The 15,396-nt window shown below is 62.2% G+C and carries 15 protein-coding genes; 10 read left to right on the top strand and 5 right to left on the bottom strand.

Annotation, left to right across the window (positions count from 1 at the left end; genetic code table 11):
* Positions 1–78 precede the first annotated feature (78 nt).
* A complete protein-coding gene (locus ACMUVN_RS31715) occupies positions 79–1,008 on the top strand; it encodes an electron transfer flavoprotein subunit alpha/FixB family protein (RefSeq protein WP_414815966.1) in 930 nt (309 codons plus the stop codon).
* Between the two features lie 148 nt (positions 1,009–1,156).
* Entirely contained in the window at positions 1,157–2,038 is an 882-nt protein-coding gene (locus tag ACMUVN_RS31710) for a 3-hydroxybutyryl-CoA dehydrogenase (RefSeq protein ID WP_028756415.1), read from the top strand.
* A gap of 178 nt (positions 2,039–2,216) precedes the next feature.
* Here ACMUVN_RS31710 and tlpA read toward each other — a convergent pair whose 3' ends face one another.
* Positions 2,217–2,879: a thiol:disulfide interchange protein TlpA gene (gene tlpA, locus ACMUVN_RS31705; protein WP_097596296.1), complete on the bottom strand. Its 663-nt coding sequence runs from the start codon at positions 2,877–2,879 to the stop codon at positions 2,217–2,219.
* Between the two features lie 39 nt (positions 2,880–2,918).
* On the opposite strand from tlpA, the gene argH reads away from it, so the two are divergent.
* The 4 genes from argH (at position 2,919) to ACMUVN_RS31685 (ending at position 8,989) form a co-directional block, all read left to right on the top strand.
* Positions 2,919–4,322, top strand: coding sequence for an argininosuccinate lyase (gene argH / locus ACMUVN_RS31700; RefSeq protein WP_028756417.1), 1,404 nt, complete (start codon positions 2,919–2,921; stop codon positions 4,320–4,322).
* A gap of 154 nt (positions 4,323–4,476) precedes the next feature.
* Positions 4,477–4,671, top strand: coding sequence for an LPS translocon maturation chaperone LptM (gene lptM / locus ACMUVN_RS31695; protein WP_028756418.1), 195 nt, complete (start codon positions 4,477–4,479; stop codon positions 4,669–4,671).
* Between the two features lie 11 nt (positions 4,672–4,682).
* On the top strand, positions 4,683–5,951 hold the full coding sequence (lysA, locus tag ACMUVN_RS31690; protein WP_028756419.1) for a diaminopimelate decarboxylase: 1,269 nt from the start codon (positions 4,683–4,685) through the stop codon (positions 5,949–5,951).
* Between the two features lie 368 nt (positions 5,952–6,319).
* Positions 6,320–8,989 (top strand): TIGR02302 family protein, encoded by a 2,670-nt coding sequence (locus ACMUVN_RS31685; protein WP_028756420.1) that lies wholly within the window; start codon positions 6,320–6,322, stop codon positions 8,987–8,989.
* Positions 8,990–9,116: 127 nt separating this feature from the next.
* Here ACMUVN_RS31685 and ACMUVN_RS31680 read toward each other — a convergent pair whose 3' ends face one another.
* From ACMUVN_RS31680 to ACMUVN_RS31670, 3 genes are all read right to left on the bottom strand, one after another.
* The gene (locus ACMUVN_RS31680) at positions 9,117–9,476 is read right to left on the bottom strand and encodes a response regulator (protein WP_018495840.1); all 360 of its coding nucleotides are present in this window, start codon (positions 9,474–9,476) and stop codon (positions 9,117–9,119) included.
* A gap of 385 nt (positions 9,477–9,861) precedes the next feature.
* On the bottom strand, positions 9,862–10,404 hold the full coding sequence (gene hpt / locus ACMUVN_RS31675) for a hypoxanthine phosphoribosyltransferase (protein ID WP_028756421.1): 543 nt from the start codon (positions 10,402–10,404) through the stop codon (positions 9,862–9,864).
* Positions 10,405–10,538: 134 nt separating this feature from the next.
* Positions 10,539–11,192: a membrane protein gene (locus ACMUVN_RS31670; RefSeq protein WP_047616119.1), complete on the bottom strand. Its 654-nt coding sequence runs from the start codon at positions 11,190–11,192 to the stop codon at positions 10,539–10,541.
* A gap of 206 nt (positions 11,193–11,398) precedes the next feature.
* On the opposite strand from ACMUVN_RS31670, the gene ftsE reads away from it, so the two are divergent.
* The 4 genes from ftsE (at position 11,399) to ACMUVN_RS31650 (ending at position 14,836) form a co-directional block, all read left to right on the top strand.
* The gene (gene ftsE, locus ACMUVN_RS31665) at positions 11,399–12,058 is read left to right on the top strand and encodes a cell division ATP-binding protein FtsE (RefSeq protein WP_003567051.1); all 660 of its coding nucleotides are present in this window, start codon (positions 11,399–11,401) and stop codon (positions 12,056–12,058) included.
* Entirely contained in the window at positions 12,051–13,064 is a 1,014-nt protein-coding gene (locus ACMUVN_RS31660) for a cell division protein FtsX (protein ID WP_028756423.1), read from the top strand. The genes ftsE and ACMUVN_RS31660 overlap by 8 nt, the downstream gene beginning before the upstream one ends.
* Positions 13,065–13,131: 67 nt before the next feature.
* Positions 13,132–13,848, top strand: a complete 717-nt coding sequence (locus ACMUVN_RS31655) for a YdcF family protein (protein WP_028756424.1) — start codon at positions 13,132–13,134, stop codon at positions 13,846–13,848.
* Between the two features lie 190 nt (positions 13,849–14,038).
* Positions 14,039–14,836 carry a lysophospholipid acyltransferase family protein gene (locus ACMUVN_RS31650; protein ID WP_047615877.1) on the top strand — a complete coding sequence of 266 codons (798 nt, stop codon included), beginning with the start codon at positions 14,039–14,041 and terminating at the stop codon, positions 14,834–14,836.
* 7 nt (positions 14,837–14,843) lie between these two features.
* Here the strand turns inward: ACMUVN_RS31650 and ACMUVN_RS31645 are convergent, their stop codons facing one another.
* Positions 14,844–15,374, bottom strand: a complete 531-nt coding sequence (locus ACMUVN_RS31645) for a gamma-glutamylcyclotransferase (RefSeq protein WP_047615472.1) — start codon at positions 15,372–15,374, stop codon at positions 14,844–14,846.
* Between the last annotated feature and the right edge of the window lie 22 nt (positions 15,375–15,396).

Genomic DNA, 15,396 nt, shown 5'->3' with positions numbered 1-15,396 from the left:
CAAGTCGGTCGCCGAGCTGGTCGACAAGCTCAAGAACGAAGCCGGCGTGCTTTAAGCCAGAACCAGGGAGCCCTCATCATGACCATTCTTCTTCTGGCTGACCACGACAATCAAAGCCTTTCCGACCAGACCGCCAAGGCGTTGACGGCAGCGTCCAAGATCGGCGGCGACGTGCATGTGCTGGTCGCCGGCAAAGCTGCCAAGCCGGCTGCCGATGCGGCTGCCAAGCTTGCCGGCGTCTCCAAGGTGCTGCTGGCCGAAAGCGATGCGCTGGCCAACAATCTGGCCGAACCGCTGGCCGACCTGATCGTCTCGCTGGCCGGCAGCTATGACACGATCCTCTCGGCTGCGACGTCGGTCGGCAAGAATGTGCTGCCGCGGGTGGCTGCCCTGCTCGATGTCGCCCAGGTCTCCGAGATCATCGAGGTGATCTCTGCCGATACCTTCAAACGGCCGATCTATGCCGGCAATGCCATCCAGACGGTGCAGGCAACCGATGCCAAGAAGGTGATCACCGTGCGCACCGCCTCCTTCGTCTCTGCAGCCGAAGGCGGCTCCGCGCCGATCGAGACGGTTGCAGCGGTTTCCGATCCCGCTCTGTCGCGCTTCGTCGCCGATGCGCTGTCGGCCTCCGACCGTCCGGAGCTGACGTCGGCGAAGATCATCATCTCCGGCGGCCGGGCGCTCGGTTCGGCGGAAAAATTCCGGGAGGTCATCCTGCCGCTTGCCGACAAGCTCGGGGCTGCCGTCGGGGCAAGCCGCGCGGCCGTCGATGCCGGTTATGCGCCCAACGACTGGCAGGTCGGCCAGACCGGCAAGGTGGTGGCGCCGCAGCTCTATATCGCCTGCGGCATATCAGGCGCCATCCAGCATCTGGCCGGGATGAAGGATAGTAAGGTGATCGTCGCCATCAACAAGGACGAGGAGGCGCCGATCTTCCAGGTCGCCGACTACGGACTGGTCGCCGATCTCTTCGACGTCCTGCCGGAATTGGAAAAGGCGCTCTGAGCGCGTCAAATGCTTTTCTTTCGCACGTGCGAATGACTGGAAAATTATCTTTTATCGGTCTACTACTGCTGCCGGGCGATCCTTCGTCCGGCAGTATTGCTAGAAAAATGCGGCAGCGCGGGGGCGGATGCCGTGCGGGGGTTTGGAGATGAATGCGGTGTTGAAGAATATTGGTATCATCGGTGCCGGCCAGATGGGCTGTGGCATCGCGCATGTTTCGGCCGCCGCAGGTTACAGGGTTCACATCTACGACCTCTCCCAGGACCGCATCGAATCCGGCCTCGCCACCATTAACGGCAACCTCGCCCGCCTGGTGACCAACGGCAAGATGACCGAAGAGGAACGCAAGTCGACCTTGTCGTTGATATCCGGCTCGTCCGACGTCAATGATCTCGCCCCGTCCGATCTCGTCATCGAAGCCGCCACCGAGGATGAAACCGTCAAGCGCAAGATCTATGCGCAGGTCTGTCCGGTCCTGAAGCCGGAAGCGCTGCTTGCCACCAACACCTCTTCCCTTTCCATCACCCGGCTTGCTGCCGCCACCGACCGCCCCGAACGCTTCATGGGCATACATTTCATGAACCCGGTGCCGGTGATGAAGCTGGTCGAACTGGTGCGCGGCATCGCAACCGATGAAAAGACCTTCTCCGCCGCCAAGGAATTCGTCGGCACGCTGGAAAAGACCATCACCGTTGCCGAGGATTTTCCGGCCTTCATCGTCAACCGCATCCTGCTGCCGATGATCAACGAGGCGATCTACACGCTCTATGAAGGCGTCGGTACGGTCGACGCCATCGATACGGCGATGAAGCTCGGCGCCAACCATCCGATGGGGCCGCTGCAGCTTGCCGATTTCATCGGTCTCGACACCTGCCTGTCGATCATGCAGGTGCTGCATGACGGTCTGGCGGACTCGAAATATCGTCCCTGCCCGTTGCTGGTGAAATATGTCGAGGCCGGCTGGCTCGGACGCAAATCCGGCCGCGGCTTCTATGACTATCGTGGCGAAGTACCGGTCCCGACGCGTTAAGCGGCCATCACCAGAAAGGGCGAATAGACCGAGCGCCCGCTAAATGCTTTCCTTGCCGGGAACGGGAGGAAACGCCATGTCGACCGAAACACCCATGTTCCTGCTGCAATGCTGCGTCCTTATCGGAATCGCCGGCGTCTTTCTCATGAGAGGAGATGGGGACTCCTGATCAACGTCGTTACGACCCGATCGCACCCTTGATTAGCGCCTTCGCGTCTTCGCTATCCCACGCGGCCGGGCCGTTCATGGCGGAGATCAGGCAGCCCTTGTCGTTGAGCAGCAGCGTCACCGGAAGGCCGAAGGCAAGCCCTTCCTTCTTCAGGCTGTTGAAGACGCCGATCGTATTGTCGCGGTAGAACTGCAGCGCATCGACGCCGGTTTCAGTCAGGAAGGTCTTCGGCTTCTCATCGTCGCCGGTGTCGATATTGACCGGCACGACTTGGAATTTGTCGCTGCCCATCTCCTTTTCGAGTGCGTTCAGCGCCGGCATTTCCTCGCGGCAGGGCACGCACCAGGTGGCCCAGAGATTGAGAAGCACGGTCTTGCCGGCGAAATGATCGAGCGTCAGCGGCTTGCCATCCGGCCCGTTGAAGGAAACCGCCGTCAGCTTGCGCGGCTCGGTGGCGGCAACCATGGCGGCCACCTGCCCCTTCATCAGCGGTGTGAGGCTGGCTGCGCGGTCCCTGGCAGACTTGCATTCCGCAGAAGCGGTTTCACCACCGCCATTGCCAATCCCCGTCTCCTTCACGTATACCGCTGCCGCACCGGCAACGACACCCGCAACGGCGGCCATCGCGATCCATTTCAGGGATGGCAGCCCGAGGGGTTTTCTTGTCGTCATTTCATTCTCCTGGACATGCATCCTCAAGGCGGACACCTCATGGCCGACGACACCACGGACACCAAATCCTCCAACCAGATGTGGGGCGGTCGCTTCGCCTCCGGCCCGGACGCGATCATGGAGGAGATAAATGCCTCGATCGGTTTCGACAAGAAGCTATTCGCGCAGGATATCCGCGGTTCGATCGCCCACGCGACGATGCTCGCCCATCAGGGGATTATTTCATCAGACGATAAGGACAAGATCGTTCACGGGCTAAACACGATCCTGTCAGAAATCGAAAGCGGCAATTTCGAATTCTCGCGCCAGCTCGAAGACATCCATATGAATGTCGAGGCACGCCTGGCGACGCTGATCGGACCGGCGGCCGGCCGGCTGCACACCGCCCGCTCGCGCAACGATCAGGTGGCGCTCGACTTCCGTCTCTGGGTGAAGGAAGAGCTTGAGAAGACCGAGAAGATGTTGACCGGCCTGATCGCCGCCTTCCTCGACCGCGCCGAAGAGCATGCCGAAAGCGTCATGCCCGGCTTCACCCACTTGCAGACCGCCCAGCCCGTTACCTTCGGCCATCACTGCATGGCCTATGTCGAAATGTTCGGCCGCGATCGCTCCCGCGTGCGCCACGCCATCGAGCATCTGGACGAAAGCCCGATCGGTGCTGCCGCCCTTGCCGGCACCGGCTATCCGATCGACCGCCACATGACGGCCCGGGCGCTCGGTTTCCGCGAGCCGACCCGCAACTCCATCGATACGGTCTCCGACCGCGATTTCGCCATCGAATTCCTGTCGATCGCAGCGATAACAGGCATGCACCTGTCGCGTCTGGCGGAGGAGATCGTCATCTGGTCGACCCCGCAATTCGGTTTTGTCCGTCTCTCCGACGCGTTTTCGACCGGCTCGTCGATCATGCCGCAGAAAAAGAACCCCGATGCAGCCGAACTGGTGCGCGCCAAGACCGGCCGCATCAACGGCTCGCTGGTGGCGCTGCTGACGATCATGAAGGGCCTGCCGCTCGCCTATTCCAAGGACATGCAGGAAGACAAGGAACAGGTCTTCGACGCAGCCGAGAGCCTGGAACTGGCAATCGCCGCCATGACCGGCATGGTGCGCGACCTGACCGTCAACACTGCGCGCATGAAGGCGGCGGCCGGCTCCGGCTATTCGACGGCGACCGATCTTGCCGACTGGCTGGTGCGAGAAGCGGGCCTGCCCTTCCGCGACGCCCATCATGTCACCGGCCGCGCCGTGGCGCTTGCCGAAAGCAAGGGCTGCGATCTTGCCGAACTGCCGCTCGCCGATCTGCAGGCGATCCATTCCGCGATCACCGACAAGGTCTATGATGTGCTGACCGTCGAGGCCTCGGTCGCCAGCCGCAAGAGCTTCGGCGGCACTGCGCCGTCTGAAGTGCGCAGGCAGATCGCCTTCTGGCGCGCCCGCAACTGAAGAGCAAAGGGCGGGCCGAAAAGCCGCCACGCCCCTCCTTCAGGCGCGGAAAGACCTCCAACAATCAGGGTGCACAAGGCGGATAAACTTCGCTATGAAGATGTCCATCATTCGAGATGAATGACGCCAGCACATGCCGCAGAAGAGGATATCCATGCAGAAGAGCTTGCCGCACCTCGTCCGCCTGACGGTGGTTCTCGCCGTCATCGGCCTTGCCGTTGCCGGATGCGGGCGCAAGGGCGACCTCGATCCGCCGAGCGCTGCGGCAACCAAGGAAGGCGACGTTTCCAAGCCGACGAAAAAGCCGGGAACCGTTGATAAGCCCTTCCTTCTCGACCCCCTTCTTTAAGGCATAAGCTCGTGAACCATTTCGAATACCGTGACGGCGTCCTTCATGCCGAGAATGTCTCCGTTCCCGAGATCGCCAAGGCGGTCGGCACGCCGTTTTACATCTATTCCACCGCGACGCTCGAGCGCCATTACCGCGTCTTTTCGGAAGCCTTCGCCGACATGGACTCCATGGTCTGTTATGCGATGAAGGCGAATTCGAACCAGGCGGTGCTGAAGACGCTGGGCCGTCTCGGCGCCGGCATCGACGTCGTCTCCGAGGGCGAGCTGCGCCGCGCGCTTGCCGCCGACATTCCGGCAAACCGCATCATGTTCTCAGGGGTCGGCAAGACTCCGTCCGAGATGGATTTCGCGCTTGAGGCCGGCATCTACTGCTTCAACGTCGAATCCGAGCCTGAGCTCGAAATCCTCAACCAGCGCGCCGTCAGCGCAGGCAAGAAAGCGCCGGTTTCCTTCCGCATCAACCCGGATGTCGATGCGAAGACGCATTCCAAGATCTCGACCGGCAAGAAGGAAAACAAGTTCGGCATCTCCTGGGAGCGCGCCCGCGCCATCTATGCCCATGCCGCCAGGCTGCCGGGCATCGAGGTCACCGGCATCGACATGCATATCGGCAGCCAGATCACCGAGCTCCAGCCCTTCGACGACGCCTTCAAGCTGCTGCACGACCTTGTCGCGACGCTGCGCGCCGACGGCCACACGATCCACCACGTCGATATCGGCGGCGGTCTCGGCATCCCGTATAAGGACGACAACAATCCGCCGCCGCTGCCGGATGCCTATGCGGCAATCGTCAAGAACCAGCTGCGCGGCCTGGACTGCAAGATCATCACCGAACCCGGCCGGCTGATCGTCGGCAATGCCGGTATCCTGGTGACCGAAGTCCTCTATGTGAAGGATGGCGGCGAGAAGACCTTCGTCATCGTCGACGGCGCCATGAACGATCTCATCCGCCCGACACTCTACGAAGCCTATCACGAGATCCGCCCGGTGACGATTTCGGCAGCCAACGCTCCGCGCATTCGCGCCGACGTCGTCGGTCCGGTCTGCGAGACCGGCGACTATCTGGCGCTCGACCGCGAAATGGCGATGCCGAAGCCCGGCGACCTGATGGCCGTCAGCACTGCCGGCGCCTATGGCGCAGTCCAGGCCGGCACCTATAACAGCCGCCTGCTGGTGCCCGAAGTTCTGGTCAAGGGCAGCGATTTCCATACGATTCGCCCGCGCCGAACCTACGCCGAGCTGATCGGCCTCGACTCCGTCCCGGCCTGGCTGGATTAACGCATCGGCCCGAAAATCGGAATCGATTTTCGGAAAGCACGAAGCGTAGATTCAAAATGCTAGAGCGTCCTTTGTGCGTCCGAAAGGACGCACGGCGCTCTAAAGCATGTCGCGCAAAAGTGCGCAGCGGTTTGCGATCACGACATGCGTGAAACAAAGACTTAAAGCGCCAGGAGCGATCTGAAAGATCGCGACGCGCTTTAAGCAGCCATCACTTTTTGGCGAATAAACGTGAAAAGCCGGTATTACCGGCCGCTCGCCCTCGCCTTCGCCACAAAGAGTGTTATCCTTTCGTTCATGAGCGTATTGCCCCGCAATCGCCGGAAGCGCCCTCTGTTTCAGAACGCCAGATCGCGGAGACCGGACCGATGACAAGCCCCTCAAGGCAGAAGAAAGGTGCGTTTGCGCTCCGTCCTTCGCTTGCCCGACTGGTGACGACCAAACGTCTGCTGGCGCGCGTGGTGCTGTTTTTCGAGCAGTTGCTGCCGCCTTTGATGCCGGTCCTGGCGGTCGTTGCCTTTTATCTCTGCGCCTCCTGGTTCGGCGTTTTCCGCAGCGTGCCGGACTGGCTGCGCATCCTGCTGCTGATTGCCTTTGCCGCCGCCTTTCTCGCCTCGCTCATCCCCTTCCGCAGCCTGCGCTGGCCGAAGGTCGCCGAAGCCGATCGCCTGCTGGAGGAACGCAACGGCCTGCCGCACCAGCCGGTCACCGTCCAGGAAGACGAGCCCGCCTTCGATACGCCCTTCGCCCGGGCGCTCTGGCGCGAGCACCAGACGCGCATGGCCGAAAAGATCGCAGCGCTCGATGCCGGCCTGCCGCGACCTGATATCGCCGCGCATGACCGTTTCGCCCTGCGCGCCATCCCGGCGCTGCTGCTGGTCACTGCCTTCGGTTATTCGCTGTCGATCAACGGCGGCTCGATCAGCGACGCATTGCAGGCGGCACCCGAGCAGGTGGTCAGCGATCCGGCGGTGCGCATCGACGCCTGGGTGACGCCGCCGTCTTATACCGGCCGTGCGCCGATCTATCTGACGGCCGATGGCAGCGAGCAGGCGCCGATCGGCATTCCGCAGTTTTCAGGCCTCACCGTCCGCGTCAGCGGCGGAAAGACGGCCGAAAAAGTGGTGTTCCGCAAGGCGAACGGCGAGGCGCGGGATATATCAGTGCAGGCGGATAGCAAGCCGCAGCAAGCGGCGGCAGCAGGCGGCGAGCAGCCGAATGCCGCACCCGCCAGCCAGGCCCCAGCCAGCCAGGCACTCGTCGCGCAGACGCATGTGATGAAGCTCGAGGAGAATGGCGCACTCGAAGTCAACGGCCGCCGCTGGAGCTTCGACGTGCTTCCCGACAAGGCCCCGGAAATCGCCTTCGACGGCTTGCCGAAGCCCAGCGTCAATGGCGCGCTTGAAATCGGTTTCACCGTCAAGGACGATTACGGCGTCCAGGAAGCGCATGCGGAAATCGTTCCCGTCGACACCGATCCGACGGCGACGCCGCTCTATCCGCTGCCGGAATACCGGCTGGATATCCCCCGCCGCAACGCCCGCGACGCCAAGGGCGTGACCAGCCGGAACCTGAGCGAACATCCGCTTGCCGGCAAACGCGTGCGCATCACGCTCGTCGCCAAGGATGCCGCCGGCCAGACCGGCCGCAGCCCGCCGCATGAGATGATAATGCCGTCGCGGCGCTTTAACGAGCCGCTCGCCGCCGCCGTCGCCGAAGAACGGCAGGTTTTCGCCCTCGACACCCGCAAGATGCCGCAGGCGATCGCGCTGAACGAGGCGCTGACCATCCGTCCCGAGGAGACCATCCCCAAGCTTACCAACTACCTGCTGCTCGAATCCGCCTTGACGCGCATGAAGCTCGCAAAGGGCGAGGATGCGCTGAAGGATACCGCCCAATATCTCTGGGAGATTGCGCTGGGCATGGAGGACGGCGATCTTTCGCTTGCCGAGCGCAAGCTGCGCGAAGCCCAGCAGAACCTCGCCGACGCGTTGGACCGCAACGCCCCGGATGCCGAGATCAAGAAGCTGATGGACGAGCTGCGCAAGGCGATGCAGGACTATATGAGTGAGCTCGCCCAACGCATGCAGAACGCGCCGATGCAGCCGAACCAGAATGCGCAGAACATCCTGCGCCAGCAGGATCTGGAACGGATGATGGATCAGATCGAGAATCTCGCCCGCTCCGGCAATCGTGACGCTGCCCAGCAGATGCTGTCGGAATTGCAGCGGATGATGAACAACCTGCAGGCGGGCCGACCGCAGCGCGGCCAGCAGAGCCAGGAAAACAGCGAAGCCCGCAAGCAGATCGACAAGCTCGGCGAGATCCTGCGCGACCAGCAGAAGCTGATGGAACAGACCTTCCGGCTCGACCAGCAGCTCAGGGACCGCATGCAGCGCGGCGAGCCTGACATGGGCGAGAGCGATCCGCTGCTCGACGAGATGAACCCCGGAGACAACGGCGAGCCGCAGGATCAGCAGCAGGGCCAGCAAGGTAAGGAAGGCCAGCAGCCCTCCGACCAGATGACGGCCGAACAGCTACGCGAGGCGCTGAAGCAGCTGCGCGCCCACCAGGATGCACTGGGCAGGCAGCTCGGCGAATTGCAGAAAAGACTCGGCGAGATGGGCATGAAGCCCGGCCCCGGCTTCGGCCAGGCGCAGCGCGAAATGGAAGGCGCCGGCCGTGAACTCGGCCAGGGCCGCGGCCAGCCGGCCATCGAGGGCCAGGGCCGCGCGCTGGAAGCGCTTCGCCAGGGCGCCCGCGACATGATGAACCAGATGATGCAGGCGCAGCAGGGCCAGCAGGGTCAGGGTCCGAACGGCCAGGTGGGCCAGGGCGACCAGAATGGCCGCGACCCGCTCGGCCGGCCGCGCCGGCCCCAGGGACCGGAATTCGGCGATAACAGCGTGAAGGTGCCCGACGAAATCGACGTTCAGCGGGCGCGAGAAATCCTCGACGCAATTCGCGAAAAGCTTGGCAACAATCCGCCGCAGGAAATGGAACGGCGGTACCTCGAACGGCTGCTGGATATCCAGTAGGCCTGACGCCACCGGATCTTGGATAGGATGATTTTAGGCCGGACCGGCCTAAAATCTGAATCCGGATCTATCAACAAATAGAGCGGGATACCGTTCGAAAACCGCTCACGCCTTCCAGCATCGTCCTCTACGCGACGAGCGCCCGGGCGACCGCCTTGCGGATATCGGGAAGCGCGAACGGTTTGGCGACGACATCGATGATCTTTTCGGCAAGATCGTCGGCCCGTTCGCGCTGTTCGGCATAACCGGTCATCAGCAGGATCTTCAGGCTGGGAAAAGCGTCTTTCGCCTGATGGGCGAGTTCAATACCGTCCATCACAGGCATGCGGATATCTGAAAGCAGCAGATCGTAGACCCCATCCTTGAGCTTTTCCAGGCCCTCGGCCCCGTCGGCCGCCTCATCGGTCTCGTGGCCATCAAGCCGCAGGGCCCGGGCTACGAAAGACCGCAGGGAATCCTCGTCTTCCGTGATCAGAATTCTTGCCATATGTGCATCGCTCCGTGTCAGCCCCGCGACGGAAATCACCAGACTTTCCTTTTCGATCGGTAAAGATGACGAAGCGATGGACGAGATGGTTAACAACCCGTCTCGAACAGTAAGATAGCACCACGGGGCGCGCAAAAGCGCTGCAACATTTAGAGCCTTTCCGGGTTAGCTTGCAGCATTCTGCCGGAGCAGGTTTTTGTCAGGGCAGAGGCGATTGGCGACGGGCATACCCCAAGGTACGTCCGAGCCGATCGCCTCTGATCCTGGCGCAAAGATGCCCGGCCCTTCGGGTTGGCTGAAGCGGGCCGGCTGATCGACCGGCCATCCGACTCCGCTTGAGCCAACAGAATGCTGCAATCTAACTCGGAAAGGCTCTAGCTGTCGCTCAGGCGTCCCCGGTGACCACGCCGACGAAGGGCAGTTCGCGAAAGGCATAGGCGACATCCATGCCATAGCCGACGACAAAATAGTCAGGGCATTCGAAGCCGACATAATCGGCCTCCAGCTTTTCCTTGCGCTTCACGCGCTTGTCGAGCAGCACGGCGATGGTGACGTTGCGCGCCCCGCGCTCGAAGAGCAATTCCTTGGCAAAGAGCAACGTCCGGCCGGATTCGAGGATATCGTCGATCAGCAGGACATCGCGGCCATGCACGTCGCTGTCGATATCCTTGACGATGCGCACGCCCTGCGAAACCGTACCGATGCCGTAACTCGACAGCGTGATGAACTCGACCTCCGGGGCAAGCCCGGTGTCATGCAGGGCGCGGATCAGGTCGGCGGCAAAGATGAAGGACCCCTTGAGCACGGCGATGACCAGCAGGTCCTTGGTCGGGCCGTCGGCGATCTCGCGCGCCATCGAATGATTGCGCTCGGCGATCTGCTCGGCGGTGAAAAGCGGCTCGATGTTTTTTCCGCGCACGACAGGCATAAGGGCTTGCTCCATGAAAAGAAGGGTAAGCCGTTAGCACATATGCGAGCCTGAAACAGCCTCGCCAGCCATGAAATTAACGGGATTGGCGCGACCCGTGGCAAGAAAACCGGCCATTCCATGCCCGGCGCGCTCTATGGCAGGAAGGACAGCCGGACCTCCGGCATCTTTCCGCCGGCATGCTGGACGCGCGCCGAGAAGCCCCGGCTTTGGCCGCTATAGATGACATCGGCCGGCGGGTTGATGACAACGCTTGCGGTCAGCCGCTCGTCGGTCACGAGGTCGGCACGGATCGGCTGCACCGTCTGCGTCGTGCCGCTGTCGTTTTCGATGATGCCGTTGATGACGAGCACCCGCATGCCGTTCGCATCACGCGGCGTCACCGTGACATGGCTGAAATGCAGCGGCACGCCGGAATAGGCTCGCTCGCCGGAAAGGCCGGAAAAACCGCCCGCGAGCCCGAAGACGAGCACGATGAGCCCCAGCACCAGTGCTGCGAAGCTGCGCATCGACGCGCGCTGCAGCCAGGATTCCACTGTCTGCAGAATGGAAGCGGCCATCGCCGGCAGGAGCGGCGGCTGTGCGGCCTGTGCCGCAGCCATGCGTTTGCGGTTGTCGTTAGGGGTCCTGGCAGTGTATTCCCGAGGCCGCACTTTGCCGAGGGTGACGAATTCGGCGTCGGAGATATCGGCAGCACGCGCCGAGCGGTACTGGCGGCTGGCGGGTTCGGGCGGCAGGAAATCATAGGCCTGGCTCGGTGTCCGGCGGCTGAAGGAGGATGCTTCCATGGTGGCTGCCTCGCAGATGTCCACATGGTTTCGATGCCAGGGGAAATCTTGGCATTGAAACGAATCCCGCTCAGTCGTAAATTTTAATGGTTAATGCTTCGCAAAGATTGCCATCAAACGGGCGTCTTTCCGGCAAAATTTACCGGCTGTTAACGGTGTTGGTTAACAAGTCACGCGGTGAAACCCACAACAGACTGAGCTGCCCGTTGATCCACTTCGAGAATGTCGGTTTGCGCTATGGCATGGGCCCGGAAATCCTCCGGGACCTGACCTTCGACATTCCGAAGAAATCCTTCCAGTTTCTGACGGGGCCATCGGGCGCCGGCAAGACCTCGCTGCTGCGGCTGCTCTTCATGTCGCTGCAGCCGACACGCGGCCTGATCCGCATGTTCGGGCGCGACATTTCCGAAATCCCCCGGCCCGAGCTGCCGTTGTTGCGCCGTCGCGTCGGCATCGTCTTCCAGGATTTCCGCCTCCTCGATCATCTCACCACCTATGAGAATGTCGCTTTGCCCTTACGGGTGCGCGGCAAGGATGAGAGCTCCTACAAGACCGACGTCCTGGAACTGTTGAAATGGGTCGGTCTTGGCGAACGCATCAACGTGCTGCCGCCCGTGCTCTCCGGCGGCGAGAAGCAGCGCGCCGCCATCGCCCGGGCGCTGATGGACCGGCCGGAGGTGCTGCTTGCCGACGAACCCACCGGCAATGTCGACCCGCCCATGGCCAAGCGCCTGCTCAATCTTTTCCTCGAGCTGAACCGCCTCGGCACCGCGGTCGTTATAGCCACCCATGACCTGGCGCTGATGGAGCAGGTGGAGGCCCGCCGCATGATCCTCTCGGGGGGGCATCTCGATATCTATGACTGAGCCCCCATCCGGAAACCGAGACAAGGCGCCTGGTAAGGCGGAGCAGAAGCGACCGGAAATGCGCGTGCGCCCGACCGCGCCGATCCTGCCGCCATCCAACATCCAGGGCAGCGCGTTGATGGTGGTGATATCGATCATGGCCTTTCTCGCCTGCCTGACGCTCGGCGGCGTCAGCATGGTGCGCTCGACGGCGGCAAGCTGGGAGAGCCAGATCTCCCGCGAGATCACCATCCAGATCAAGCCGGACGACAATCTCGACATGGAAAAGGCGCTGACCCAGGCGCGCGACCTGGCGCTGACTTTCGTCGGCACCAAGAGCGGCCAGATCGTCGACGAGGCGGCGACCGCCCGCCTGCTCGAGCCCTGGCTCGGCCCCGGCCTCGATCTCAAGGATCTGCCCGTCCCTCGCCTCGTCATCATCACCATCGACGAGAGCAATCCACCGGATTTCGATTCGATGCGGTCGCTGCTGAAGGACAGTATCCCGCAGGCCACCCTCGACGACCACCGCACCTGGGTCGATCGGCTGGTGTCCATGGCCCACACAACTGTCATGATCGGCACCGGTATCCTGCTCCTGGTCTTCACGGCGATGGTGCTCACCGTCGTCTTCGCCACGCGTGGCGCGCTGTCGGGTAACCGTCACGTCGTCGAAGTGCTGCATTTCGTCGGCGCCGAAAGCTCCTTCGTCGCCACTGAATTCCAGAAGCATTTCCTGAAGATCAGCCTCAAGGGCTCGGCAATCGGCAGCGCGCTTGCCGCGCTGTTCTTTGCCAGCGCCGGGTTCTGGCAGAGCCGCACCCTCGCCACCCCCGAAACCGACCAGGCGACCGCGCTCTTCGGCACCTTCTCGGTCGGTGTGCTTGGTTATGCCGGCATCTTCGCGACGATGATCGTCATCGCGCTCCTGACCACCTTCACCGCTCGCCTGACCGTCATGCGGACGATCTACGAAATCGATACACTGCGCTCGGACCCGACACGCACCGACGGCATCGCAAGTTGATCGTGACCATGCCGTTTTACCACGAAAGCGTCTGTTCTGCGCCGCAATCAGCGTATAATCACGATTCATGACCATGGGACATACGACACCCAACCCGACTCAGCAGGACCCGGAGCTTGACCGCCCGGCGGGTGTGCCGCCGCGGCGCGGGCCGATCCGCCGCCTGCTGCGCTGGGGCGGCTTTGCCTGCGTGCTGGCAATGGCCCTGGTGTTCGGCGGTTTCCTGCGTTTTGCCGATTCCGTGACGACGCTGAAGCCGCCGGCCGAGCCGAAGGCGGATGCGATCGTCGTCCTGACCGGTGGCTACCAGCGTATCGACCAGGCCGTGGAACTGCTGCAGAAGGGTGCCGGCAAGCGCTTGCTCATTTCCGGCGTTCACCCGACGACGACGCCGGCGCAGATCCGCAGGATGACCCAGGGCTCGGCCGATCTCTTCTCCTGCTGCGTCGATATCGGCTATGATGCGATCGACACGATCGGCAATGCCGAGGAAGCTTCGAACTGGATCCATGCCAAGGGATACCGGAGCGTTTTGATCGTCACCAACAACTACCACATGCCGCGAAGCCTCGCGGAGCTCTCCTATGTCGATCCCGACATCGACTTCATCGCTTATCCCGTGGTCAATTCGGATTTGAAGAGCCGCAACTGGTTCACCGACCCGAATGCGATGCGCGTCATGCTTGCCGAATATGTGAAAGTGCTGCTGACCGGCGCCCGCAACATCACCGGCTTCGGCCGTCACACCGGGCTGCGCTCGGCAAATGCGTCCGGCCCGCAATAGACGCGCCGCGCGTCGAGCCGAATTCGCGCGACGCGCTTTAAGCCTTGTTTTATGCAAGTCGTTGTCCCAAAACCGCTGCGCAGTTTTGGGCGACATGCACGAGCCTTTTGCATGAGGGCGTCATCAAACGCTTTTTATGACAGACAATATCGTGTAGGCCGGTCGCGTGAGCATGCCTCGGGAAAGTTTCATGATCGCCCTGCGTTCCGTTCTCTTCAATACGATCTTCTACGCCAACCTCATCATCCGGATGATCGTGCTCTCGCCATATTATTTCGTGGTGCCGCGCAAGATCGCCTATGCGATCCCGAAGAACTGGGCCCGCTCCAACCACTGGCTGATGCGGGTGATCGTCGGTACGACCTTCGAGATCGAGGGGCTGGAGAACCTGCCGGGTGACAGTTACATCCTGGCGCCGAAGCACCAGTCCTTCTGGGATACCTACGCGCTGCTGCCCTGGCTGAAGGACCCGGTCTATATCCTGAAGCGCGAACTGATGTGGATTCCGCTCTTCGGCTGGTATGCGAAGAAACAGCGCATGATCCCGGTCGACCGCGGCGCCCGCGGCAAGGTGATGGTGGAAGTGCTGAAACGCACCAAGGACGAGCTTTCCACCGGCCGGCAGCTGATCATCTATCCCGAGGGCACTCGCCGCCCGCCAGGCGCCGAACCGGTCTACAAATACGGCATCGCCCGCATGTACCGCGATCTCGGCATCCCGGTCGTTCCGGTCGCCATGCATCCCGGTCTCTTCTGGCCGCGGCGTAGCATTCGTCGTTATCCCGGCCATTTCAAGGTGAGGATCCTGCCGCCGATCATGCCGGGAATGGATCCGGACGCCTTTTTCGCCCAGCTGATCGAGGTATCGGAGCGGGCAAGCGATGAGCTTCTGCTCGAAACCGTCGAACGAAATCCGCATCTGCCGCTGCCGCCGACGGCGATCGAAAGGCTGGCGGAGCTGCGCAAACTGAACGCCGCGACCGTCTAGATTAAGATCAGGCGGCGCGCAGCCGTTCCACCTCGTGGACGACCTGCTCCAGCCAATGGTCGCGAATGCCCATCTGCTTCAGATGCGTCAGCGTGTTGAAGACATAGGCATCATTCGGACCGGACTGGCCTTTTGCTTCGTTCACCACCCGTGCCGCGGCACGCGCATCGAGGGCGCCGGCATATTGCTCATGGTCGCGGTCGATGATGTAGGCGACCGCTTCCACCCGGCGCCGGCCGGCAAGCTGCAGCCGCACCCGGCGCTCCAGGTAGACATTGGTGACCAGCTCGCGGGCGCGGAGATAATCGATCACCTCATCCCATTTTTCCGCGGAAATGCGGAAAGCCATGCCGCGGCAGGCGCCACCCCTGTCGAGGCCGAGAACCAGGCCAGGATTGTCGCGTGTGCCGCGATGGACAAAGGAACGGACACAGAGTGAACGCCTGTAGCCATAGACCAGAGCCTCTGCCCGCTCCATGAACTCGAAGCCCGGATTCCACATCAGTGAACCGTAGCCAAATACCCAAAATTCGTCCATATCGCACGCCAAGACCGGGAAT

The organism is Rhizobium sp. IY2 (assembly GCF_047532935.1).
GTDB classification, from domain to species: Bacteria; Pseudomonadota; Alphaproteobacteria; order Rhizobiales; family Rhizobiaceae; genus Rhizobium; species Rhizobium anhuiense.
Note: the sequence above shows the minus strand (reverse complement) of the source record. Positions and strands in the feature narration are given on the sequence as shown.